At 64.8% G+C, this 25,390-nt stretch carries 17 protein-coding genes; 9 read left to right on the top strand and 8 right to left on the bottom strand.

Annotated elements, in window-relative coordinates:
• Positions 1–9: 9 nt before the first annotated feature.
• Positions 10–1,848 (top strand): amidase, encoded by a 1,839-nt coding sequence (locus HKW67_RS07715; RefSeq protein ID WP_171224830.1) that lies wholly within the window; start codon positions 10–12, stop codon positions 1,846–1,848.
• Here the strand turns inward: HKW67_RS07715 and HKW67_RS07710 are convergent, their stop codons facing one another.
• Positions 1,849–5,130: a VPS10 domain-containing protein gene (locus HKW67_RS07710; RefSeq protein ID WP_171224829.1), complete on the bottom strand. Its 3,282-nt coding sequence runs from the start codon at positions 5,128–5,130 to the stop codon at positions 1,849–1,851. It lies immediately after the preceding gene.
• A 139-nt stretch (positions 5,131–5,269) separates the two neighbouring features.
• Here HKW67_RS07710 and HKW67_RS07705 point away from each other — a divergent pair, with 139 nt between their 5' ends.
• Positions 5,270–7,561, top strand: coding sequence for a S9 family peptidase (locus HKW67_RS07705; RefSeq protein WP_171224828.1), 2,292 nt, complete (start codon positions 5,270–5,272; stop codon positions 7,559–7,561).
• Between the two features lie 122 nt (positions 7,562–7,683).
• Here the strand turns inward: HKW67_RS07705 and HKW67_RS07700 are convergent, their stop codons facing one another.
• Positions 7,684–8,529 carry a hypothetical protein gene (locus tag HKW67_RS07700; protein ID WP_171224827.1) on the bottom strand — a complete coding sequence of 282 codons (846 nt, stop codon included), beginning with the start codon at positions 8,527–8,529 and terminating at the stop codon, positions 7,684–7,686.
• Entirely contained in the window at positions 8,526–8,939 is a 414-nt protein-coding gene (locus HKW67_RS07695) for a hypothetical protein (RefSeq protein ID WP_171224826.1), read from the bottom strand. The genes HKW67_RS07700 and HKW67_RS07695 overlap by 4 nt, the downstream gene beginning before the upstream one ends.
• Before the next feature lie 343 nt (positions 8,940–9,282).
• Between HKW67_RS07695 and HKW67_RS07690 the strand changes: the two genes are divergently transcribed.
• Complete coding sequence (locus HKW67_RS07690) at positions 9,283–10,224, top strand: hypothetical protein (RefSeq protein ID WP_171224825.1); 942 nt, start codon at positions 9,283–9,285, stop codon at positions 10,222–10,224.
• On the opposite strand, the gene HKW67_RS07685 is transcribed toward HKW67_RS07690, so the two are convergent.
• Positions 10,175–10,594: a hypothetical protein gene (locus HKW67_RS07685; RefSeq protein WP_171224824.1), complete on the bottom strand. Its 420-nt coding sequence runs from the start codon at positions 10,592–10,594 to the stop codon at positions 10,175–10,177. The two genes, HKW67_RS07690 and HKW67_RS07685, sit on opposite strands and share 50 nt — an antisense overlap.
• Positions 10,595–11,046: 452 nt before the next feature.
• On the opposite strand from HKW67_RS07685, the gene HKW67_RS07680 reads away from it, so the two are divergent.
• The 4 genes from HKW67_RS07680 (at position 11,047) to HKW67_RS07665 (ending at position 15,477) form a co-directional block, all read left to right on the top strand.
• Positions 11,047–11,976, top strand: a complete 930-nt coding sequence (locus HKW67_RS07680) for an ATP-grasp domain-containing protein (RefSeq protein ID WP_230981170.1) — start codon at positions 11,047–11,049, stop codon at positions 11,974–11,976.
• A 130-nt stretch (positions 11,977–12,106) separates the two neighbouring features.
• The gene (locus HKW67_RS07675) at positions 12,107–13,459 is read left to right on the top strand and encodes a circularly permuted type 2 ATP-grasp protein (protein ID WP_171224822.1); all 1,353 of its coding nucleotides are present in this window, start codon (positions 12,107–12,109) and stop codon (positions 13,457–13,459) included.
• Positions 13,459–14,256, top strand: coding sequence for a gamma-glutamyl-gamma-aminobutyrate hydrolase family protein (locus HKW67_RS07670; protein WP_171224821.1), 798 nt, complete (start codon positions 13,459–13,461; stop codon positions 14,254–14,256). The genes HKW67_RS07675 and HKW67_RS07670 overlap by 1 nt, the downstream gene beginning before the upstream one ends.
• Positions 14,257–15,477 carry a carboxylate-amine ligase gene (locus tag HKW67_RS07665; RefSeq protein ID WP_171224820.1) on the top strand — a complete coding sequence of 407 codons (1,221 nt, stop codon included), beginning with the start codon at positions 14,257–14,259 and terminating at the stop codon, positions 15,475–15,477. It abuts the gene before it with no gap.
• 7 nt (positions 15,478–15,484) lie between these two features.
• On the opposite strand, the gene HKW67_RS07660 is transcribed toward HKW67_RS07665, so the two are convergent.
• Entirely contained in the window at positions 15,485–16,255 is a 771-nt protein-coding gene (locus HKW67_RS07660; protein ID WP_171224819.1) for an SDR family NAD(P)-dependent oxidoreductase, read from the bottom strand.
• A gap of 168 nt (positions 16,256–16,423) precedes the next feature.
• Here HKW67_RS07660 and HKW67_RS07655 point away from each other — a divergent pair, with 168 nt between their 5' ends.
• Both HKW67_RS07655 and HKW67_RS07650 read left to right on the top strand, forming a co-directional pair.
• Positions 16,424–17,482, top strand: a complete 1,059-nt coding sequence (locus HKW67_RS07655; RefSeq protein WP_171224818.1) for an HmuY family protein — start codon at positions 16,424–16,426, stop codon at positions 17,480–17,482.
• Positions 17,479–19,656: a TonB-dependent receptor gene (locus HKW67_RS07650; protein WP_171224817.1), complete on the top strand. Its 2,178-nt coding sequence runs from the start codon at positions 17,479–17,481 to the stop codon at positions 19,654–19,656. The genes HKW67_RS07655 and HKW67_RS07650 overlap by 4 nt, the downstream gene beginning before the upstream one ends.
• A gap of 30 nt (positions 19,657–19,686) precedes the next feature.
• Here the strand turns inward: HKW67_RS07650 and HKW67_RS07645 are convergent, their stop codons facing one another.
• From HKW67_RS07645 to glgP, 3 genes are read right to left on the bottom strand one after another with little or no spacing between them, the layout of a single operon-like run.
• A complete protein-coding gene (locus HKW67_RS07645) occupies positions 19,687–21,507 on the bottom strand; it encodes a DUF3536 domain-containing protein (protein ID WP_171224816.1) in 1,821 nt (606 codons plus the stop codon).
• Entirely contained in the window at positions 21,507–23,006 is a 1,500-nt protein-coding gene (locus HKW67_RS07640) for a glycogen synthase (RefSeq protein WP_171224815.1), read from the bottom strand. Before HKW67_RS07640 ends, HKW67_RS07645 begins: the two co-directional genes overlap by 1 nt.
• A 25-nt stretch (positions 23,007–23,031) precedes the next feature.
• Positions 23,032–25,206, bottom strand: a complete 2,175-nt coding sequence (gene glgP, locus HKW67_RS07635; RefSeq protein WP_171224814.1) for an alpha-glucan family phosphorylase — start codon at positions 25,204–25,206, stop codon at positions 23,032–23,034.
• Between the last annotated feature and the right edge of the window lie 184 nt (positions 25,207–25,390).

Here is a 25,390-nt window from a genome sequence, read left to right as displayed (position 1 = left end):
AGCCCCTGCGTGGATACCCCCCTGGATTTTCTGGAACAGGCCGAAGCCGAACTGGCGGCCGCCGATCATGATGAATCGGCGACGGGCGTAGACCGTCGGCAGTTCATGTTCTACTCGCTGGTCGCGGCGGCGGCGAGCACGTTCGGTGCGCAGGCGGCCGGTGCGCAGGGTGCACTCGCGCGCGCCAGTGGCATGGGCAGCATCGCCAGTGGCGCCGCGCAGCCGCCGCAGGTTCCGCCCGTACCTCTCGGCAACGGCGAAGCGCCGGCGCTCCAGTTCATGCCGTACCCCGGTGGCACCGGCGCGCTCATGGAGAAGGTGGTGCGCGAGAAAGGCGCCGGCGCGTTCACGCGCACGCCGCACGCGGTCGAGAAGTGGAGCGGCGTGGTGCCCACCAATCCCGACGATCTCGCGTTCCTGCCGGCGCATCGCATCTCGGCGCTGATCAAGGCGCGCAAGATCACGTCGCGTCAGATCACCGACATCTATCTCGCGCGCATCGAGAAGCTCAATCCCACGCTCAACTTCGTGGTCACTCTGCTGGCGTCGCAGGCGCGCGCAGAAGCCGACAAGGCCGACGCCGAGATCGCGGCCGGCAAGTATCGCGGACCGCTGCACGGCGTGCCCTATGGGATCAAGGACTTGTTCGCCGTGAAGGGCGTACCCACCTCGTGGGGCTCGGCCGACTTCAAGGACCAGATTGCCGATACCGATTCGGAAGTGGTGGTGCGACTGCGGGACGCCGGCGCCGTGTTGCTGGCGAAGCTGGCCACGGGGCTGTTTGCGCAGAACGATTGGTGGTTTGGTGGACGCACCAATAATCCGTGGAACACGAACATCGGGTCGAGTGGCAGCTCGACGGGGCCTGGCTCGGCGACGGCGGCCGGCTGTGTGGCCTTCTCGATCGGCACCGAGACGCAGGGTTCGATCGTGTCGCCGGCAATTCGCAACGGCATCAGCGCGCTGCGCCCTACGTTCGGCCGCGTGAGCCGGTACGGCGGGATGGTGCTGTCGTGGTCGCAGGATCGCGTGGGGCCGATGTGCCGCACCGCCGAGGACTGTGCGATGGTGTTCAGCGTGTTGCACGGCGTCGATGAGAAGGATGCGAGCACGGTCACGATGCCCTTCCAGTTCGATCGCAATCTCAAGCTGGCGTCGCTGCGAATTGGCGTGGATCCGGCCGCGCCGAAGGAACTGGTCGACAAGCTGCGCGAGCTGGGTATGAATCCGAAGACGATCGGTGCGCGCCCCACCGTGGCCGGCATGCAGGGCGGTGGATTGAACGTGGAGTACGCGGCCGCGTTCGACTTCTACGTGCAGCGCAAGGCGAAGGAGATCGGGCTCGATCTCAACACGATCTACGATGCGCCGCGCACGGGGAACGCGCCGTTCGGCAACAACGTGGCGGCGCTACCGAAGGGGATCGAAGCCGGTGCCACCAATCCGATGGCGGCCGCCGACTGGAATCCGCGCTTCGTGGGCGGCCGCACCGCGCGCGGCTTCGAGTTCATGCAAAATCAGCGGCGTCGCATGCTGCTGGTGGCCAAGTGGGGCGAGTTCATGAAGGATCTCGACCTGTTCATCGCCGGTCCCAACGCCGATGTCGGCCCCAACGCGCAGACCGGACATCCGTGCGCCGTGTTGCCGTACAAGTTCGACGTGCCGCAGTTCGGTGGTGGTGGTGGTGGTGGTGGCGCGAATGCGGCCACGCCGGCACCGGTGTACAAGGCGCAGCCGATCTGCGGCGTGATCACCGGCAACCTGTACAACGATGATCTGATCCTGTCGGTCGCCCATCAGTTTCAGAAGGCGACCGACTTCCACACCAAGCGTCCGTCGTTCGCCTGATCAGCCGATCGGTTTTTTCGGCGCCACGAACACATTCGGTACACCCAGCCGCGTCAGCAATGCGTTGAACTGCTGCAGATCGTTCTCTTCGAGCTTCTGCAGCGTGTTCAGCTGCACGTTCAGTTTCGTGGAGAGATCGGTGAGGATCTCGCCGTGCTGGCGCGTAGGCGGGTTGGTGCCTTCGTTCACTTGTCCGTTCAGCGTCACGAACATCTGGTACAACTTGATCGGATAGTTGAGCGTGGCCTGATCGGCCTTGGTGTATACCTCGTACACTTCGGCGCGCACCGCTTCGAGCTTCTTGCGCAGTGCGGTGGCCATCGTCTTCACCGAGTCGGCATACGCTTGCGAGCTCGCCTGACGAGCGCGCTGGTCGAGCTGCTGTTGCAGATCCTGCATACGCGCGACGGCTTCGGTGATGCTGGTGATGCGTGCACCGACGGCCGTCGCCGCGTCGAATTGCGCCTTGTACTCGGCCGTGGTGAGCTGCACGCGCGGATCGGGACGCACGGTGAACCCGCGGGAGAGCGTATCCTTGCCCACGATGAGACGCACCGCGTAGTCGCCCGGGACCGCCATCGCGCCCTCGTACGAACCGTCATCGTTGATCGACCCCGGAATGCGCTTCGGGCCTGTGTACATCAGGTCCCAGACGAAGCGGTTGGCGCCGGCGCGCGCGTGCACCACGGAATCCGCCGGCGCGTACGCCAGCTGCATCACGTTCTGCAGCGCACGCGCCGCGTTCGCCGCCGAGTCGGCCTGCACGTTGCCGGTGCTGTCCTTCTTGTCGGGCGCATCGCTGGTGAAGGTACGAATCACCGTGCCGTTCGACTCGAGGAACTGCATGGTGATCGGCGCGGCCGGCTTGGTTTTGAGCCAGTAGTCGATGGTGACGCCGAACGATGGATTCGCACCGGCGCCGCCGCCGCGTCCGCCGCCGCTTGCCCAGCGCATGGCCGGCGCCGGCGTGAAGAGATGCGTGGCCTTGGTGGTGATCGAGTCACCCAGCGCGCGCAACGGCGAGATGTCGTCGATCGACCAGAAGGCGCGACCATGCGTGGCGACGATGAGGTCGTTGTCGTGCACATGCACGTCGCGGACGCTCACGCGCGGCAGGTTGAGCTGCAGCGGCTCCCAGTTCACGCCGTCGTTGAACGAGGTGTAGATGCCTGCTTCCGTGCCGGCGAAGAGCAGGCCCTTGCGCTTGATATCGCTGCGGATGGCGCGCGTGTACGCGCCCACAGGAATGCCGGCGTCGATGCGCGTCCAGGTGGCGCCGTAGTCGGTGGTCTTGAACAGGTAGGGGGTGAAGTCGTCCTGCTGGTACCGGTTGGCCGCGAGATACGCGGTGCCGGCGTCGAACGGCGATGCTTCGATGATCGAGACGCGCGTGAACTTGCCGAAGGCCTTGGGCGACACGTTCTTCCACGTGCTGCCGTTGTCGGTGGAGACATGCACCAGACCATCGTCACTGCCGGTCCAGAGCACGCCGGCCTTCACCGGCGATTCGGCGAAGGCGAAGATCGTGGCGTACCACTCGGTGCCGGTCATGTCGCCGCTCACCGGACCACCGCTGCGTCCCATGGTGTTGGTGTCGGCCAGCGTAAGATCACCGGAGATCTTGTCCCACGAGGCCCCCTGATTCTTCGAGCGCCACACGTACTGCGACGTGGTATACAGCGTGGTCGGATCGTGCGGCGAGAAGTGGATCGGGAAGGTCCACTGGAATCGCTGCGGTACATCCTTCACGGCCACGCCGTCGTAGTTGCCCAGCCACACCGACACGTCGCGACGGGTGTTCGTGCTCTTGTCGTGACGCGTGAGCTGACCCATGTAGCAGCCGCCGAAGGTCACGTTCGGATTCTTCGCGTCGATCGCGATATAGGCGTTCTCGCAGCCGGCGACGGGAAACCAATCGCGCTCACCGATGAAGCCGTTGTCGGAGCGGCTGGCGATCGACACCGTGGTGTTGTCCTGCTGGGCGCCGTAGATGCGATACGGCTGCTGCGTATCGGTGGTCACGTGATAGAACTGCGCCGTGGGCTGATTGCCCTGTGTGCTCCACGTGCGCCCGCCATCCATCGAGATCGTGGCGCCGCCGTCGTTGCCGTTGATGAGACGGTTCGGGTCTTTCGGGTCGACCCACATGATGTGCGTATCGCCGTGCGGCACGCGCACCGGCGTGAACGTGCGGCCGCCGTCGATGGAACGGTGTACGGTGAGATTCATGACGTACACGGTGTTCTCGTTCACCGGATCGGCCGTGAGGCTCATGTAGTAGAACGGCCGCACCACGAACTTCTGATCACCGCTGGTGCGCGACCACGTGGCGCCGGCGTCATCGGAGCGAAACACGCCGCCCAATGAGTCCTGCGCTTCGATGTTCGCGTACACGCGCTGCGAGTTCGCCGGTGAGACAGCGACGCCGATTTTTCCGATCAGCCCCTTCGGCATGCCCGGATTGAAGGTGATCTCTTTCCACGTGTCGCCGCCGTCGGTGCTCTTCCAGAGGCCGCTGCGTCCCGCGCCGGCGTCCATCCCCCAGGGCGTACGCTGGAACTTCCACATCGACGCGTACACGATGCGCGGATTGTTCACGTCGATCGAGAGGTCGGCGGCGCCGGTGCTGTCGTTCAGGAACAGCACCTTCTTCCACGTCGCGCCACCGTCGGTGGTGCGGAATACGCCGCGATCCGGCGACGGACCGAAGGCGTGGCCAAGTGACGTCACGAAGGCGACGTCGGGATTGGATGGGTGCACGCGGAGCGATGTGATCTGCTGTGCATTGGCGAGACCGCGTGGCGTCCACGTTTGTCCGCCGTCGGTGGAGCGATACACGCCGGTGCCGTACGTCAGATCTTCACGCGGTTTGCCTTCGCCCGTGCCCACCCAGATCACATTGGGATCACTGGGGGACACGGTGATCGCGCCGACCGACGAGAGGTCGGTCTTGCCGTCGGTGATGTTCTCCCACGACTGTCCAGCGTTGGTGGTCTTCCAGACGCCACCATTCACGGCACCGAAATAGAAGACCAGGGGCTTGGTAGGGTCGCCCGTGACGGCCGTCGCGCGACCGCCGCGGGAGGGGCCGACGTTGCGCCAGCGCAGCGACTTGAAGGCCGGATTCGTTTTGGTGCCGTCGCTGTACAGGGCAGGGTCGTAGGCGGGGCGCGGCGAGCCCGTGGCTTGTGCGCGAGCGCTTTGCGCAGCGGCCGGCATCACGCTGAGCAACAGGAGCGCAGCGGTAACTCCGCTGCGACGTAATAGGAATGATGAACGCATCCGGGGACGTTGCCAGCGAACGGCGCCGGGTGCAAGATCAGCCGACTCTTGGCGTTTCCCATCCGTACCGAGGCTGCCCATGCGACCCGTGCCCGACCGATCGCTCCTTCCCTCTGCCGCGCGTCTGGCTCCTGCCCGAGTGGCTGTTGCCCGAGTGGCTGTTGCCCGAGTGGCGGCGGGCGGCACCCTGCTCGTGTTGTCTGCCTCCCCCCTCTGGGCGCAGGCGAAGCGGCCCATGGCGTGGGTCGACGCGCAGCGACTCCGTTCGGTGGCCGGCACCGCCATCTCCCCCGACGGCACCCAGATGCTGTACGCCCTCACCACGCCCGATTGGAAAGAGGCGACCACCCAGAGCGACATCTATGTAGTGCGCACCGATCGTGGAGTGGAGAGCACGCGACAGCTCACGTTTACGACCGGTAAGAACGAATCGTCGCCGCGGTGGGCTCCCGCCGGCGGGTGGTTTGCTTTCTCATCCAATCGCGAGGGGGCGGCCGGTGACACGAAGCAGCAGCTGTTCCTCATGCGCGCCGACGGTGGCGAGGCGCGACGCATCACCAATGCGAAGGAAGGCGTGAGCACGTTTGCCTTCAGCAAAGACGGACAGTGGCTGGTATACCGCAGCGGCAAGGCGAACGAAGAGCAGCTCTACGCGCTCCCCATGGCGTCGCTCGACCGCGGTACGCCGGTGGATTCGCTCACGCCCACGCAGCTCACCAAGCATGCCACGGGCGTGGGCAGTTGGGAGCTCGCCCCGGATTCCCGCCGCATCTACTTCATCACCGCTGATACCGTCGATTCCGACGAGAAGGCGCGGGTGGAGAAGAAGTTCACCGTCGCCGTGCGGAACGCCGAGACGTCGATCAATTCGCTGTGGATGGTCGATCTGTCGTCCGCGTCTCGTCCGACGACGCGGGTCACCCGCGACACGTCGCTGGCCGTCACGGCGTTCGTGATCGCACCCGACAGCAAGTGGGTGGGCTTCACGGCGGTGCCCAACGATCGCTACAAGCGCAACATCACCGAGCAGGGGATCTACGCCGACCAGTTCCTGCTCGACACGCGCGACGGCAGCATCGAGCGACTCACCAAGAACGACGAGTCGGCCGAGTCCGGGCTCTCCTTTTCGCCCGACGCGCGCTCGATCGCGTTTTCGGCGTCGGACGATATGGTGGCGTACAACATGAAGAACCGTCGCGTGTACGTGCGCGCGACCGATGCGAAGGGCGGCGCGTTCCGGAAGATCGGCGATCTCGACGGCGACGTCAGCGCCGACTGGTGGTCGGCCGACGGCAAGACGATCTATTTCAACGAAGGCTTCAAGGCCACGCAGCAGCTGTTCGCGCTCGATGTGGCGTCTGGCAAAGTGAAGGCGGTGACCGACGTGAAGGGCGTGATCGCGGTGACTCAGGACGAGGCGACCAAGCGCCTGATGGTCTCCTACCAAGATCCGACCACGACGCCGTCACTGTTCACCGTGGCGTCGCTCGCGTCGCTCGCCTCACGCAACTCGTGGACGCAGCTCACCGATCCCAACCCGTGGGTGCGTGAGCAGCTCGCGCTTGGCGAAGAAACGGAAGTGACGTGGACGTCGAAGGATGGCAAGAAGGTGGGAGGCGTGCTGCTCAAGCCCGTCGGCTACCAACCCGGCAAGAAGTATCCACTCATCGTGGCCATTCACGGCGGTCCGGCCGCGGCCGATCAGCTGTCCTTCAACGGCGGCTACGGCGCGCAGGTGTATGCGGGGCAGGGATGGGCGGTGTTGATGCCCAACTACCGTGGCTCTACGAACTACGGTGAAGCGCACAAGAACGGTATCGTGGGGAACTACTTCGAGCCGGGCTACAACGACATCATGACCGGCGTCGACGCGCTGGTCGCGCAGGGACTGGTCGACGAGACCAAGATGGGCGTGCTGGGCTGGAGCGCCGGTGGTCACTGGAGCAACTGGATTCTTACGCACACCGATCGCTTCAAGGGCATCTCGAGCGGCGCTGGCACGTCGAACTGGATTTCCATGTACGCGCAGTCCGACGTGCAGCGGAACCGTCAGTACTACCTGGGCAACAAGCTCCCCTACGACGACTTCGACGCCTACTGGAAGCAGTCGCCGATCAAGTACATCCGGAATGCGAAGACGCCCACGATGATCCACGTGGTCGAAGGCGACCCGCGCGTGCCGAGCCCGCAGAGTGTCGAGCTGCACATGGGTCTCAAGCGCGTCGGCGTGCCCACCGAGCTGTTCATGTATCCCGGCGCGTCTCACGGCATTCCTGACGCGCGCAATCGGCTCGTGAAGAGCACGGCCGAGATGGCGTGGATGAACTACTGGGTGCTCGGCAGCGGCAAGAAGTTCTCGTGGCGCGAGGTGCTGGAAACGCTCGAGGATCCGAAGGCCGAGAAGAAGGTCGACGTGAAGGGGATCAACTGATCGGCGACGGTTCAGAACCGATCACGCAGAGGTGCAGAGAACGCAGAGGCGCAGAGAAAAAGGATCTTCTCTGCGCCTCTGCGTTCTCTGCGACTCTGCGTTTTCTTTTCATGGAGCCAAGCCTACGGACACCCCTTCGCGACGATCGGAGCCGGGCACTCGCTGCCATCGGCGGCACACAGCGCGGCGCGCATCACGAGACGATCGGCAAAGCGGGTGATCGGAAAGCCGTCGTCGGGGAGCACGTCGAGCGTGGGCCAGGCCTTTACGAGGTTGGCCATGATGCGGGCGTGCTCGCGCGGTGAACGAATGGCCGGGCTCTTGGCGGTTCGACGCAATTGTGCGAGATCGAACATCAGCCAGGCATTTTCGTCGGTGATGTCACCGACGGCGTGCTCGCTGCGATCCTTTACGTCGCCTTCGTGCAGTCGAACGGCAATGGCGAGGGCGGAGTTGAGGGTGGCCATGGCCGCCGATTCCTGGCCGCCGGCGAGCTCCACCGCGGCCATGCCCTGCAGGAAGGTCACGCTCTCCCGGGTGATGTTGCTACCAACCGAGGGGACGTCGCTGTAGGCCTTCACCAGCACGGTGCGCGCCTCCGCGACCGCCTTCCGGGACGCCAGCAGTCGAACGAGTGCATCGGCGCTGGATCGATCGCCGGGCGACGCGGCGGCGACGGCTTCGCGCAACACGCGACTCGCACTGTCGGCGCAACCACGGAGCATCCACAGGTCCGCGCGGCCCCGTATGGTGGCCTGTTCCGTGGCGAGATCGCCAGCGGTTCGTGCTGCCGTGCCGGCCAACTCGAAGGTGCGGAGCGCGGAGTCGACCTGCCCACGGAGGGCGAAGGCGCGGCCGGCGCGCCAGAGGGTGACCGGTTCGCCCGACTGCGCGGCGAGGTCGCGGGCGGTGGCGGTGCCGACCAGCAGCGCCGCCGCGAGCAGAGCGCGCCGCGGGAGCGTAATCAACCGATCACCAGCCCCGGCAGGGGCGAGGGAGCCGAGAGGGCGTCTTGAGCGGCCATGAGGACGGAGGCGGGCAGGGGTGAACCACCGGCCCGCTTGGCGGCTTCGACGACCATGGAGAGTGCGCGGGCCTGCGCCGCGTACGCCGCAAGAAGGGCACCACCGGCTCCGGGGATCGCCACGATATCCTGGGCGAGGTCGTCGAGATGACGCACCAACGCGCCACCGTGGGCGGAGCCCGGCGTGGTTCCTGCACTCAACGATACCTCACGATCCTGGCTCGCGTCTTGGTGGGACGAGGTGCCCCAAAATCCCGGAAACGTCGACGCCGACAGGGCTTCCTGCACGCGCCCATTGCTCGACGCCAATGCGGCCAAACGGCGCCGCGCCACCTGCGATGACTCAAATCCCACGCGAAATCTCCGGAAAGTGCCGTCTATCAGAGGTTTACGCGGGTTTCACCCGAGTTTGCTCTTGACAGGAACGGACCTGTTACATAAATGCGACAGTGATGGCGATGCGGTGAGGGCGGGATAACCGCATGCTATGGCGTTGCTTACTGCAGTTGCTTCGTGGTTCGGCGTCTTTCTGGTGCCGAACGGGCGCCTAACACAGCGTCGGCGCGGAGCAGGACGGTCTCGATCGGTCGCCCGGTCGTCGCCGGCGTGTGCTTCGATCAGAGGTCTGAGGCCTGTTCCCACACCACGTCGGGTGTGAGACAGGGTACGGTTCGAGCTCTCCCCTGGAGGAGGCTGGATGCACGTCCTCACCCCGATAGCGGAACGTGATCTTGCGGCGAGGGATCTGGCGGAACTGGCCAGAACCACCCTCGACGATCACTGGGCTGTCGCCGCGATCCCGACCGAGCGGCGCGCCCTGCTGCTGGAACGGGCGGACGCTGCGGCCCTTCGCCCCGGGGACGGACTCGGCGAACCGATTGCCGACGGACTGGCACTGCTGGGGACGGCGTACGAATTGGCGGCACTCGGACAGCTCGATGCGGCGCTGCAGCCGGCTCCCAGCGCCGGCCGCGATCTCGCCCAAGCCGTGCTGGCCCTCGGTGCGGCCCGCGCCTTCCGCTGCTCGGCGGCACTGCGAGCCCCCACCGACGATGGGGAATCGGCGGTCAAGTGGGCCCTCAAGTTGGGGGCCTTGGCGCTGGTGTCGCGACAGACCGACGCCTACATCCGCTGGTGGGCGGTGCGCAATCAGGTCACCGAGACCGTGAATCAGGCGGCCCTTCGGCTCGAGCATGAGCCGTGGGAAGCCTACGCCCGGGGCACGCTCTGGATGGCGTGGCTGGGGTTGATGGGCGCCCCCGTGGCAGCGCACGCCGATAACGCCGCCGAGGAACTGCCGATGCTCTCCGCCACGCGTAGTCGATTGGCGGCATTCCGTGAGCGTCGGGCCGACCACGAGGTGCCCGGTGAAGGACCGCTCCTCAACACGGCCGCGCTGCGCGCCCGCATGACGGAGTTCGCGATCCGACATCTGGCTGACGCGACCGAGCTGCTCACGGTGGCCGTGCTGCGGCGCACTCTGCCCGATGTGTCGGGCGAGTTCAAGCTGCACCTGAGCGCGGCGCGCTCCGCCATGGCTGGCGATCATGGACAGGACGTATTGCTGGCGTGGCTGCAAGCTGCCGGCGTTACGCTGGCAGGCGGCGTGACCGCCCAGCTAGAACTCCCAGGATTCTAGTCCGTCCTGCCTTCGACGCGCCCTTGGTGTTGCCTCTGGCTGCGCCTCTGGAGGCGCGCCAGACGCGATACACGCGGCGTCCGCTGCTCCCCACGGGAAAGGCGATGCGCCCCGCCCCGAGGGGCAGGATGTCGGCCATCATGGCGCCGATCGCGACGCGTGTGGCTTCATCGGTGGCCGGCGCCGATGCTTCCGCTTCGATGCGATACCATGCGGTCCCGGTTTCGCCCTCGACGCAGACCAGATACTGGTCGTCGCTGTTCCAGAACGCGGTCAACCGGTCACTCTCCACGCCCATGTTGATAGGCAGCGATGTGAGCGGCGCCGGGTCGATGGTGCCGAGTGGGGCGTTACAGGCGACGACGTGCATGAGCGATTTCCAATGAAGGCAGAAACGTGAGCACCGGTATTTCGACTTGCGTCGGATCAGCGGCGGGCGGTGATGTTATGACGATCCGAGCGCCCGCGCAATACGACCGGATGAGGCTAAGTTGTTGATCTAGTTGTTGATATACGTTGAAAGGTGTGTGGATAACTCGGTAAGTCCGCATTGCGGGGGAAGATCCCCCCAGGCGTCGTGTGGATAAGTGGTTCCGTGATGCCCCTCCGTTTTGCGGTGCGGATGGGCACTTTGTCCACATTGCCCGTTGTCACAAAAGTGCTTTTCCGTTGTTTGCTAACACATCCCCACGGCTGGCTTCGCTGTCGATCGGGCGAGCCCAGCCGTTCCGGCGACGAAACACGCGGAACCATGGCGGAGCCGCTCATTTGGGCGCATTCTCCCGTGATTACGCGCCCCTCATCAGGAGAACAGACGTGTCGATGGAACCACGGATCGGATTGCTCGTCGGCCGGGAATGGTCGTTTCCTCCCGCCTTTCTCGAAGCGGTGGCGCGCCGGCAGTCCGGTGTCACCGCGGACTACATCACGCTCGACGCCACGCGAATGGGCCAGGATGTCCCGTATTCGCTGATCATTGACCGCATCTCGCATGAGGTCGGGTTCTACCGCACCTTCCTGAAGCACGCGACGCGGATGGGGACGACCGTCGTCAACAACCCCTTCATGTGGTCCGCCGATGACAAGTTCTACGACGCCACGGTAGCCATCCAGAACGGCGTGGCGCACCCGAAGACAATGGTCCTGCCCAACAAGGACTACATCCCTGGGATCTCGCATACGGAGTCGCTGCGCAACCTGGCCTATCCGCTCGACTGGAAGGGCGTCGCCGAATACATCGGCTTCCCCTGCGTCCTCAAGGACGCCCACGGCGGCGGCTGGCGCGATGTGTACATCTGCGACTCGATGGAGGAGCTGATCCACCATTACAACAACAGTGGACTGCTCACCATGGTGGTGCAGGAGTTCATCAAATGGGACGCCTACGTGCGCTGCATGGCGCTCGGGCGCGAAGAAGTGCTGCCGATGCCGTACGACCCCGGCGAGCGCCGCTACATCCCGGACCCGGGCTATCTGGGCAAGGAACTCGAGGCCCGCTGCATCAAGGACTCGCTCACGTTGTGCAATGCCTTGGGGTACGACATGAACACCGTCGAGTTCGCCGTGAAGGATGGCATACCCTACGCCATCGACTTCATGAACCCGGCTCCCGACATGGATATCTATTCGCTCACGCCGACCTACTTCGAATGGGTCGTGGAGCACATGGCGGATCTCGCGATCAAGCTGGCGACGGCGCCGCGAAAGGAGCCGAAGGGTGTGGCGATTGGAGAAACGACAACAGCGAAGTAAGGGGTTGGGAGTACGGGGTAGGGAGTACCGGAGTACGGAGTACCGTATTACGGAGTACTCCGTACCCCATACTCCATACTCATGTGTACACGACGGCGTGTTGGTTGATCACAAACTTTAGCGACAGTTTATGTCCACATCCGCGATCGCGCGGTACCACGATGCGCTGCAGGATCGCGCGATTGCGCAGGCGAGCGCCGAAGTCCTTGAACGGCAGCTCCGGCATGACGGGCTCTTTTTTGGAGAGCGCGCGTTGTGCAGTGTCTTACGCCCGCGCTTCCTTGGTCTCGGGCAATACCAGCAGCTGGCCCGCGCCTGTGCCCTGGTCGGATCGGCGTTCGAAAAGGTCCGCGTGGCTGCCATGGCGGACTCGGCTTTACGTGCCCAGTTCGGGTTGACGGCTTGGGAAGAGCAGCTGATCCATGCCGACCCCGGCTTCGACGTCGCCAGCCCGACCTCCCGCCTCGATGCCTTTTTCGCGGAAGGGCGGGGCGGGCTCAAGTTCACGGAATTCAACGCGGAGACGCCGGCTGGGGCGGCATACAACGATGCGTTGTCGCGCGCGTTTCTGTCGTTGCCGGTCATGCATGAGTTCAGCCGGACGCATGTCGCCGTGCCGCTGCCCGCCGCGCCGTCGGTCGTGCACTCGCTCCTCAACGCGTACTACCGCTGGCGCGGGGTGCGCGAGGCGCCCACGATCGTCATTCTCGATTGGAAGGAAGTGCCGACGTACAGCGAGTTCGTGCTCTTCGAGCGCGAGTTCAAAGCGCTCGGGATCGACGCGTTCATCGGCGACCCGCGTGACGCGGAGTACACGAACGGCAAGCTGATGATCGGTGGCAAGCACGTCACGCTGATCTACAAGCGCGTATTGATCGACGAACTGGTGACGCGTGAAGGGCTCGATTCACCCGTCGTCCGAGCTGTGCGTGAAGGTGCGGTGTGCATGGTGAACCCGTTTCGCTGCAAGATGTTACATAAGAAGGCCTCACTTGCCGTGTTAAGTGACGAACGGCAGGCGCCGCTGCTCACCGCCGACGAACGGGCAGCCGTCTCCGCCCATGTGCCGTGGACACGTGTGGTGCAGGCGCGACACACGCAGTATGGCGACAGTCGCGTCGATCTCCTGGAATTCACCGCCGCCAACCGCGCGACGCTCGTGCTCAAGCCCAACGATGAGTACGGCGGAAAGGGGATCGTGCTGGGCTGGACGGTGAACGACGCCGAGTGGGCAGCGGCGATCGCGACGGCCCTTGCCGAGCCATATATCGTGCAGGAGCGGGTGGAGATCCCCAGCGAATTGTGGCCGGCCTGGACCGACGGCGCGCTACATCTTGGAGAACGCATGCTCGATACCGCGCCCTTTCTCGCGGACGGCATTACGATGTCTGGGTGTCTCACGCGCATTGCGACCGATCCGCTGCTCAACGTCACCGCCGGCGGTGGCTCGAACGTTCCTACCTTTCTTGTTGAACCACGCTGATGTCGTCTTTGAAACGCCCGGTGATCGGGCTGACCACACAAACGCTGCACTCGATCGACGGCATTCCACCCGGATTGCCATCGTCGTGGGTGATGAATCAGCGCTACTTCCTGGCCGCCACCATGGTGGGTGCCGTGCCCTGGATGATCCCGCTGCTCGACGACGATCTGCTCACACTTCGCGAGATCTACGAGCGGCTCGACGGCATCCTGATTCCGGGTGGCGTCGATATCAATCCGGCCGAGTACGGCGAGACGGTCCGGAAGGAATGTGGCAATCTGGACCCCGCGCGCGACCGCGTGGAGCTGCAATTGGTGCGATGGGCCATCGAGGACGGTAAGCCCGTCTTCGGTCTCTGCCGTGGTCTGCAGGTGATCAACGTGGCCTCGGGCGGTACGCTCTGGCAGGACCTCGCATCACAAAAGCCGTCTTTCAACAAGCACGATTTTTTTCCGACGGCGGGCTTCGAGCGCGACCACCTCGCGCACGAGGTCGATATTGTGGCGGACACAAAGCTGTCACGGTTGCTGGAATCCACACGGGCGCCCGTGAACAGCATGCATCATCAGGGCATCAAGCAGCTGGGGCAGCATCTCGTGGCCTCGGCGACCGCCGATGACGGGTTGATCGAGGCAGTCGAGGGCGACGGTGACGCGTTTCTGATCGGGGTGCAATGGCACCCGGAAGTGCTCGAGATGGCGGATCCACATACCCGACATCTGTTCGGCGGCTTCATTCGTGCCGCTATGGATTGGTCCACGGCGAACAGCACGTCCCGTGTGGGCGTGGGGGGTTAAATGCGCGCTCCGAGCCTAACGGTCGGAATCGAGGAAGAGTACCAGATCATCGACCCCGTCACGCGTGACCTCACGCCCGGGTTCGATGCGTTGGTGTCGAGCAACGACGCACAGTTGGCCGACGTCAAAGCTGAGCTCCACCAATGTCAGGTGGAGATCGGCACGAAGGTCTGCTCCTCGATTGCGGAACTGCGCTCGGAGCTGGTGAAGCTGCGTGGGTTGGTCATCAAGGCGGCCGGTCAGCATGGCCTGACCATCGCCTCGGCCGGTACGCATCCCTTCTCCAACTGGATGAATCAGGAGATGACGCCGAAGGAGCGATACCTCGGCGTGAAGGCGGAGCTGCAGGACCTGGCCCACCGCCTGCTCATTTTCGGGACGCATGTGCATGTGGGCATTGAAGATCCGGAATTCCGGATCGACTGCCTGAACGCCGCGCGTTACATCCTGCCTCACATTTTGTGTTTGTCCACATCGTCGCCGTTCTGGTTCGGTCGCAACACGGGGCTGCATTCCTATCGCAGCATCGTGTTCAAGAACTTTCCGCGCACCGGTGTACCGCGCATCCTGAACGGATGGGGCGACTACGCCGATCTCGTGGACACGCTGGTGAAAACGCGCAGCATTCCGGATGGATCGAAGATCTGGTGGGACGTGCGCCCGCACCACATCTACCCGACGCTCGAGTTCCGCGCCTGCGATGTGAACACGAAGGTCGATGAGGCGGTATGCATCGCGGCCATTCTGCAGGCCGTTGTCGCCAAGATGTGGAAGCTGCGTCGCGACAACATGACGTTCCGCGTGTACGCCCAGGATCTCATTGAAGAGAACAAGTGGCGCGCCGTCCGTTGGGGACTCGGCGGCAAGCTGATCGACTTCGGCAAGAAGGAGGAGCTGCCGGCACCGGTGCTGATCCGCGAGCTGGTGGAGTGGTTCCTCGACGACGTGCTCGACGAGCTCGGTACGCGAAAGGAAGTCGAGTATGCGTTTCGCATCCTCGACGAAGGGTCGAGCGCCCAGCGTCAGTTGGCGACGTATGCGCGAACTGGAGATCTGCGGGCGGTCGTCGACCAGCTCATCCGCGAGACGGCCGAGGGGGTATGCGAGCCGTTCCTTGGTCCGCCGCTCGAGTCGGCGAACTCACGTGAGGCGGCTGTTCCGGGATCGATGCCCACCCCGACTGCCCCGTTGTCGGCGGTGCGAGGGCAGTCAGTCCCGTAACTACGCGTTACGGGTCGACGCCGATCGACGCGTACATGCCGGCAATGCGCGCCGCCGATCCGGTACGGGTATAGACGTCCGGTCGGCGGTCATGAAGCACGGCGGCGATCACGGCCGCCACGTCGTCGGCGCTCTGCGATTCCGGTAGCGCGCGCGAGTCGACGCCACCATGGCGGGCATTCAGGCCGAACTCCGTGCGCACGACGCCCGGAGAGACCAGGGAGACCTGAATGTCCGGGTGGGTCGCCTGCACCTCGGTGCGGAAATTCGCCGTGAGTGCGTTGAGGAAATGCTTCGCTGCGCTGTAGGCCGAGCGTTGCAGGGCGAAGGGCGCGCGCCCCAGCATGGACGAGACATTGACGATGTGTCCGCGGCCGGTCGCCTGGAAATGCGGCAGCACCTCCTGCATGCCGTACAGCGCCGACTTCACGTTGATCCGCATCATGTCGTCGATGTCGTCGTCGGTGAGTTCGGACGGCATGCGCGTGATGCCCTGACCGACGTTATTGACCCAGGCATCGATTCGTCCGAAGCGCGCCAGCGTCTCGCGCACGACGCGCTGGACCTCGGCGCGGCTTGTGACATCGGCGGTGATGGTCAGGACTCGCGATCCAGTCGCCCTCAGCTCGTCGCCCACGGCCTGGAGTTCAGCGGCGCGTCGTGCGACGAGGGACAAGGCGTGCGTAGGCGCCACGTGACGCGCCAGCGCGGCCCCAATGCCGCCACTCGCCCCCGTGATGACGAGTACGGGGCGATCGGAGAGAGTCGGTGTGCTCATGGTATCAAGAGTAACGCAGGGATTCCCCTACGATCACCTCGTTAGAAATACGAATGCAGCAGCGCCGTGCGCATAGGTACTGTCCAGCTTCGCGCACGGGCGGGCGATATCCGCCGGTGCTGCTCGACTCAATCGAATCTCTGCTGCGCTCTCTCCTATATGAAGTCGATGATGATGCGGTCGCTGTTGTCGGTGGCCTCCCTCGCTGTGCTCGGCGCGTGTGAAGGCGAGTCGAACGCCACTGGTCCGGGTGCCGGCACACCGGAGCCGGCCATCAACCAGGTGGTGTCGTTCGGTCCGCTCAACGCGAGCAGCACCGACACCCTCGTGTTCTTCAGCTTTGCTTCCGGCACCTTGGTGCCGCGCACCGCCGACTGGGATCTGGCATTCCGTCGCTACGAAGTCCGTTTGAACTCGCCGGCAGTTGGCGGCGCGACGAGCAAGAACGTGCTTGGCTTCGCACTCGACAACAACAAGACGACCAGTGACGCGCAGGTTTTGGCCTTCACACCGGCCGCGACGCTCGCCGACTTCGATGGGGTGCGCGTGGCGCAGATTCCCGCCGACGATCAGTTTCAGACCGATCGTTTGACGGAGAACAAGCAGGGCTACCTGAACCTGAGCGGCATTCCGACGGCGAATCCGGCGAACTATTGGAAGCTGCGTCTGGCCAATGGTACGTTCGCGGTGTTCCGCGCCACCCGCATCAAGTTCACGCAGACGTTTGCGGTGGACACGCTGTACCTCGAGTCGCGCCTGCAGACCGGCAGCACTCTCGGTGCGGTGCAGACGCTGGCGATTGCGCCGGCCAACGGCGTGCGTCAGATCAGTCTCGCCACCAATGCCGTGGTCACCGGCGCCGGCTGCAACTGGGATCTCGAGTTCAATCCCGCCGCGAACCAACTGTCGCTCGTGCCCAATGTCGCGTGCAACGCCGGCTCGTATCCGGGGCCGACCTCTCCGGCGTTCGCCAACGCGACGATCGCCAGCGATGCGCCGCAGTTCGCGACCTTCCTCTCGACGTTGGTGGGGCCGATCCCGAACTCCGTGCTCGATAAGAGCGCTCCGTTCCGCTACAACCTGCAGGGCAACGACCGCTTGCACGCGGCGTTCAACACGTATCTCGTGAAGTCGGGCACGCGCGTCTACAAGCTCCAGGTCACCGACTACTACAGCAACACCGGTGTGGCGGGCTTTCCGACGATTCGCTACGCCCGCATTCGATGAGCGATGTCCGGCGCACCGCGATGTCGTATCGGATGATGCCGCTCTGCTGCGCGTTGATGCTGGCCGTCGTGTCTGGCGGACCGGCTCACGCGCAGAGCGCGGTTGCGGTGCAGGGCACGGTGCTTGGAAAGAACGATGGAGCGCCGGTGTTGTCGGCCGAAGTACGCCTGCCACGAACCGGCGCGCGCGCCCGCACCGATGAACGCGGCACGTTTCGCGTCGCGGCGTCGGTGGGCGATTCGCTGATTGTGCGGGCGCTCGGATTTGCCGAGCTCCGAACGGTGGTGCAGAGCAGCACACCGGTGGTGCGGTTGGTGGCGTTGGCCACCGTGCTGCCGGTGTTCACGACGACGATGGGTCAGCGCGTCATCCGCGCCAGCGAATCGCCGCGTAGCGTGACCGTGATCGGACGTGAAGAACTCGATGCCGTGGCGGCGGTCTCGGCCAATCAATTGCTGCGTCAATTGCCGGGATTGCAGGAGCTTCCCGCGCCGCCGTCGAAGACATCGATCTCGATTCGTGGGTTCGACGATTCGCGAGTGCTCGTCTTGGTGGACGGTGAACCCGTGGCGGGCGCGCTCATCGAGAGCCGTGACATCGGCCGACTGAGTACCATCGCGACCGAGCGCATCGAGGTCACGAAGGGGCCATCGAGCGTGGAGTTCGGCAGCGACGCATTGGGTGGCGTCATCAACATCGTGCAGGCGGCACCGACCCAACACCTGACGCTCGACGCGCTCGCGCGCGAAGGCGGACTGGGACGACAGGAATCGTCCGTGGGCGTGAGCCAGACGGTGGGAAAGTTCGGCTACCGCATGAATGGAGGGTGGCGCCAGTCCGATCGCGTGACCGGATACAACGCGATCGGCTCGACGTTCAATCGCATTTACGATGTGCGCACGGACTTCCGCTATGCGCTCACCGACAAGTGGGCGCTGCGGCTCGACATGCAAGGATCGCAGGAACGTCAGCGCTTTCCCGTGGACGCCGCCTTCAATGGATTCATCGACAATCGCGGCGGGCAGGGCTTCGCCGAAGTCCGTGGGCCGTTGTTCGGTGGCAACGTCCGCGCGCGCGCCTTCGAGCAGCGGTTCGTGTATCAGTACCGTCAGTCCCGCGAACTGCTGCCGATCAAAGGCTCGGCTGATTCGCTCGAGCAGCGGGAGCGACAGGGGCGTTATCTGCTGTCGTATACGCACGTGGTCGGCGCCCATGCGATCGACGTCGGCGCGCAGCGTTCGCATCGCACACTGGTGGCACCGAAGAAGGTGACGGGGGACAGCGCCGATGAGCAGGTGACGGAAGTGTTCGCCCGCGACTCCTGGACACTCGGTGCGCTGCTCATGACGGTCGGCGCACGACATACGAACAGCACGCTGTGGGGCAGCAGCACCAATCCGTCGTTCGGCGTGGCCTGGCAGACGTCGTCGCGTGTGCGCCTGCGCAGCAACGTGGCGCGAGGATTCCGCGCGCCGGGCTTCAAGGAGATTCGCTACACCTTCACCAATCCGGCGGGCGGTTACACACTCGAGGGCAATCCTGAGCTGCTGCCGGAATCATCGTGGAGCACGAGCGTTGGCGGCACGTGGGCGCCGAGCCAGTTGGTCTCCTTCGATGTGGAAGGGTATCGCAACGACGTGTCTGGTCTCGTCGACTGGCGGTACGAGGGTGACAACGCGGCCGGATTCCAAACGTATCGCTACGTCAACGTGGCGCGCGCCCGAACGCAGGGCGTGGAGACCAATGCGCGCCTGAATGCGGGCGCCACGGAGGTTACGCTGGGCTACGACTTCCTGCGGGCGCGCGATCTGAACTCGGGGCTGCCACTCAGCCGCCGTGCGTCGCACACGGCGCGACTGCGCGTGGCGCGCGAATGGACCGTGCGACGGGGACTCTCCACCGATGCCTCGGTACGATATACCGGGAATGCACCGCTCGTCGGCATTCCGAGCGGCGCGCCGATCACCGGACCGTTCTCCACGGAAAGCGGCATCATCGGTCGTCAGGGCGCGTTGTTGTCGGTCGACGCGCAGCTGCGTCTGGCGGTGACACGCGAACTCGAAGTGTCCGGTGGCGTGAACAATCTGCTCAATCAGCAGCCGAACTTGTGGACGCCCGCCTTTGCCCGACAGTTGTACGCCGGCCTACGCTGGCGGTGGAGCGTGGCACCGTAGCGTCGCGCTGTACGCTGGGTCTCGCTGGACTCAGCGCGTGGGGCCGACTTCGTCGATCAACGCCTCATCGGAGAGCGCCATCGGTCGGAGCAGTTGCCGCGCGATGGCTTCCGGGAACTCGTGCACGTTGATGCCGTGCGTATCGCCGGTGTCGGCGTTGGCTTCCGACAGGTCGACGGTGAGACCGGGGCCGGTACCATGGACGTGACCGACGAAGGAGCGCACGGCGCCCGTGCGTCGGTGCGCGAGCGTTACCTGCCAGGGCGCACTCGGCGCCTCGTCGTGCGCGGCCACGGTGACATCGAACGTGGCAATGCGCGGTGTCGCGATCCCCATCGAGGCGCAGGCCATCGCGCCTGCCGCCGCACAGGTGGTCGCATCACGGTGCGGCATCGCCTCGCGCACGAACAACTCGCTGGCGCTGCCGCTGTTCGGGGCACCGCTGGTTGCCGGTGCCAGCCACTGCACGAACTCCGGCATCAGCCGTGATGCGTGGCCGGACAGTTCGATGGAGCGAGCGGCGTAACGAAGCACTTGTCGCACTTCGATGCGCTCGACTTCGTCGAAGAACCACGCGCACGACGTAAAGGTCCGCATCGTTGCCCGTTCGAGCTCGAGCAGTTCGCGAGCGCGCTGCACGTGGTGGTCCGACGCATCGGCGGGCAGTTCACGTCGCGCGAACTGTTCGAGCGCGGGTCCATCCTGCGCGACCACGTCCCCATATCGGTCGCGCACGTCCCACGGATCGTCGCGGAAGAGTGCGCGCCCTTCGTGCTCGAACACCTCATGTGCGTGATGCGAGAGGCGCTCGATGGCCGCTCGCAGCGGTCCGCGCCACTGTTGCGCCGGCGGCTTGCTGCCATCGAGTCGACACCCGCAGTTGCTGCGCCACCGTTCCACACCGTGTGCGCAGCTCCAGGCGCTCGGCGAGACCAAACGCACATCGGTGGTCGCCGGATACTTCGCCACCAACGCCGCGCTGTTGGTGACGCGGGAACTCGACTCACGCACCACCATCGACAGTGCTTCGGTAAGTGTGGAGTCTCCACTCTTGTGGTGATGACCGAAGGTCTCGCCATCGGTGGCCAGCGTGGTGCATCGATCGAGGTGCGCATCGCCCGCGTCGCGGTACGGCGTGAGCCGCCGGGCCAGCGCCGGGGCGTCGCGCAGCAACCCGCCGAATGCGACATCGCCGGCGAGCGAGCCGTCGTACGGCACGATCGTGAGTGTCCGACCAGAGGCGCCGCGCCAACGCACCGGCATGCCGCTGCCGTCGTGACCATGCACCTGATACGGTGCCAGAATCGTAAAGGCGATGCCTTCTTTGGCGACGGCATCGAGGGTGTCCTCATCAGCCGCGCACTCGGGCAACCACATGCCCTCCGGTTCTCGACGGAAACGTCGACGGAAGTCGCGGATGCCCCAGCGGATCTCGGTGGCGCGCTCGCGCGGTGATGCGAGCGGGAGAATCACGTGATGATACGGCGCGGCGATCGCGTTGCCGTGTCCCCACCGACGCATGCTGGCCGCATCGCCCTCCTGCATCGCCCGCATGGTGTCGGGGGCTTCGGCGTCGAGCCATTCGCAGAGGGTGGCCCCCACATCGAAGGAACACCAGGCGTAGAGATTCACCACGCGTGCAATGCCGGCGCGCGCGTCAGGATCCCGCGCGGCGGCACGCCGGTCGCGCAGGTGCGCCTCGGCCGCCGCGAGGCGCGCATAACACTCGCGATTGATACGCGTATTCCAATCGTGGTCGGGGGCTGCCGACGGCTCGGTCGGTACCACCTCGAGCCAAGGATCCTCGCGCGGCGGCTGATACAGGTGATGGTGTACGACGACCGAATGCATCAGCGGCGCTGCTTGGCGATCTCGATCGCCTGCTGATACACCTGCGCATAGCGCTCGGCCGAGCGTTCCCATCCGAAATCCTGCTGCATCGCGGCATTCATGCGTGGCGTCCAGGCGTTCGAGTCGGCGAAACGCGCGAGGGCGCGGGAAATGGCCCGGTCGAGCGCGGCCGGCTGAAATTCGTCGAAGAGGAAACCGGTGGTGTCGTCCCGCACGGTATCGGCGATGCCGCCCACACGGCGCCCGATCGGCAGTGAGCCGTATCGCTGTGCGCGCATCTGCGTGAGCCCGCACGGCTCGTACTGCGACGGCATGAGAAACATGTCGGCGCCAGCCATTAGCCGATGCTCGAGCCGGTCGGTGAAGTTCAGTTGAACGCCGACGTGCTGAGGACGCGCCTTCGCCAACGTCAACAGGGCGCGCTCGTACTTCGCTTCGCCGGCGCCAAGAAAGACGAACTGGGCATCGAGGGTCCAGATGAGCTGCGAATTCAGCACGAGATCGAGACCCTTCTGCGTGACCATGCGCCCGGTCAGACCGAACATCGGTATGCGCTTCCGCTGCGGCAGGCCGAACGAACGCTGGAGCGCTGCCTTGCACTTCGCCTTGTTCGCGGTATCCGTACGCGAGTAATTGGCGGTGATCTGATCGTCGGTGGCGGGATTCCACAGCGACTGATCGATGCCGTTCGTGATGCCCGTGAAGCGCGTACCCAGCCACTGAAACACTTCCTGAAGACCGAAGCCGCCACCCGGCGTACGCAACTCCTGCGCGTGCGTCGGGCTCACGGTCACGACCATGTCGGCGAAGGTGAGTCCGCCTTTCAGGAAGTTGATGCGGTCGTACCACTCGAGATGCCGGAAGTTGTACACCTCGGGTGGAATACCGCAGTCGTTCAGCATCGAGGCCGGAAAGTGGCCTTGGTAGCCGGCGTTGTGCACCGAGAGCACTGTCGGCGTATCGGCGAAACGTTCCCTGAGTTCGCCGTACGTGCGCATGTACATGAGCGCCAGCGACGTGTGCCAGTCGTGCGCGTGCACCAGCACGGGACCGGCAATGAGTCGCGGAATGCCGTCGAGCACCGCGCGCGAGAAGAGCGAGAAGCGTCGCGCATTGTCGACGTAGTCGCGGCCGCCCTCGCCGTACAAGCCGGCGCGGCTGAACGCCGAGGGGATGTCGACGAACACCACCTTCGGACCGGCTGGCTGTTGCACTTCACGGAAGAACCGCACTTCCTCACTGCGGAATCCGAGCGCGACCTGAATGGGCCGGCCGAGCGGGGCGAGGTCGGGCGCGTGGGCGCGCACCGAGCGATAGAGTGGCACGAACACGACCACGTTCGCCCCACCCATCACCTGATAATTGGCCAACCCCATCACGGCCTCGGCCAGCCCACCCGTCCGGGCGAAGGGACTGTATTCCGACGTGAGATGTACGATCGTCGGCGCACCACCTTCGGGTGCCCGTATGACGGGCGACCCGAAGCTGGGCGTGGGCATGGCTGGGGAGGTCATTGTCGGCGTGTTACGCGATTGGTGGATCGTCGGGCAGGGAGTCACCCAGGATCGATGGCGCATAGTAGGCGCGGGCGTACTGCTCCACCATGCGACGCGCCGTGAATTGCTGGCCGGCCACGCGAATCGAGTGCTTCATTGTGGCGAGCCAGCGACGCGGCAATTCATTCTTATCCACGTCGTAGTAGCGCGGCACGACTTCCTGTTCGAGCAGCTCGTACAATCGGTTCGACGTGCTGATCCCCGCCTCGTCGTCCTCTTCCGGCGTGATGGCCCAGCCGTTGTTGCCTTCGTAGCCTTCTTCCCACCAACCGTCGATGGTGGAGATTTGCGGCACGCCGTTGAGCGCGGCCTTCATGCCGCTCGTGCCCGAGGCCTCGAGCGGCACGCGCGGCAGATTCATCCACAAGTCCACGCCCTGCACGAGCAGGTGCGCGAGGTGCATGCCGTAATCCTCCACGAAGGCGACACGACCTTCGAAGCGCGGATCGCGGGTGAAGTGATACACGTTCTGCAGCACCTGCTTGCCCGGATTGTCGGCCGGATGCGCCTTGCCGGCGAATACGATCTGCACCGGACGCTGCACATTGGTGACGAGTTTCCGCAGGCGTTCGACGTCGCGGAAGATCAGGTCGGCGCGCTTGTAGGTGGCAAAACGTCGGGCGAATCCAATCGTGAGCGTCTTCGGGTCGAGCAGGGTTCCGGCACCAACGAGCTGGGTGGCCTCGATCTGCCGTCGCGCGAAGGCGTTTCGCGCTTCTTCTCGCACGAGCCGCATGAGGGTGTGCTTGAGACGCGAGTGCGTGAACCAGAGCGCTTCGTCGTCGAGCGTGAGCACCTGTTCCCAGAGGGCGGGGTCATTGCTGTGTCCCCACGCCGGTCCGAGGTGATCGTCGAGGAGCTTCATGATGGGATTGGCCATCCACGTCGCGAGGTGCACGCCGTTCGTGACATGACCGACGGGGATGTTCTCGGCCTCCCGTCCGTTCCAGAGCGATCGGCTCATAACGCGCGTGACAATGCCATGTCGACGCGAGACGGCGTTCACGCGACGCGACAGGCGCACCGACGCAGCCGTCATGTGATACACACCGGTACCCGACTCCGGCATGTAGCCGATGCGCAGGAATGTCTCGGCGTCGATCCCCATCTCGTTCCAGTAGCCTTGGGCGCACTGACGCACTTCGTTTACCCCGAAGTGATCGTGGCCGGCCGGTACCGGCGTGTGCGTGGTGAAGACGCTGCGATTGCGCACCCGCTTCACCGCATCCGCAAACGACACGCCCTGCTGACACAGTTCACGCACGCGCTCGACCATCATGAACGCGGCATGCCCTTCGTTGGCGTGCCAAGCAGCGGGTGCGATGCCAAGCGCGCGAAGCGCACGCACGCCTCCCACGCCCAACAACCATTCCTGACGGAGGCGCATCGCAGGGCCACCCGAGTACAGCTTCGAGAGCAGCGGTCGGTCGTCGGGATGGTTTTCCGGGAGATCGGAATCGAGCAGATACACGGGTACGCGACCCACCTGCATCTTCCAGACGCGGATGTTGATGTCGCGGCCGAACGTGTTCACAGTGACGAGGTGCTTTTCGCCGTCCTTGCCGGGCAACGGGACGATCGGCACCGCATTGAAGTCGATGGCATCGTTCGAGTCTTCCTGCCAGCCGTCCACGCGGATGTGCTGATCGAAGTACCCCTGTCGGTACAGGATGCCAACGGCCACCAGCGGGATACCAAGATCGGACGCCGTCTTGAGGTGGTCACCGGCGAGCACACCGAGGCCGCCGGAATAGATCGGCACGGAGTTGTGCACTCCGAACTCGGCGCAGAAATAGGCGACCGGCTGACCGCGCAACTCGGGAAAGGTGCGGGCGTACCAAGTATGCTCGTCCGACCGCTCAGAGGCCAGCCACTGCATCGCGCGGTCGTAGCGCGCACAAAAGACGGCGTCGTCGGCGAGCTGCACGAGACGGGCCGGATCGACGAGCTGGAGCAGTCGGATCGGGTTATGGCGCAGCCGCTGCCACAGGCTCTCGTCGATCTCCTTGAAGATCATCCGCGCGTCGCGGTTCCAGCTCCACGCCAGATTGTGCGCGAGGTGGGCAAGCCCGGCGAGCCGTCCCGGCAGTGGGGTAGGCTCGGGGACAGGCGGGGCAGGTGGCGCTTCGACAGGTGCGGTCATATCCACGGGAACACGGGACGAAAACGCGACCCGGAATGGCCGCGACTGAACAGCTTCGTGAAAACTAGGGGGATGCGCACCGGTGTGGACAGGTGAACCGGGCCGAAGTAGTGTGCGGATGTGCCCCTCGATGGCCTCTCGATGGCCTCTCGAGCGTTGGACCGGGGCGTCCGATTGGTCTCAT

It is taken from the genome of Gemmatimonas groenlandica, from assembly GCF_013004105.1.
GTDB classification, from domain to species: Bacteria; Gemmatimonadota; Gemmatimonadetes; order Gemmatimonadales; family Gemmatimonadaceae; genus Gemmatimonas; species Gemmatimonas groenlandica.
This window is presented reverse-complemented; position numbering and strand designations above follow the sequence as displayed.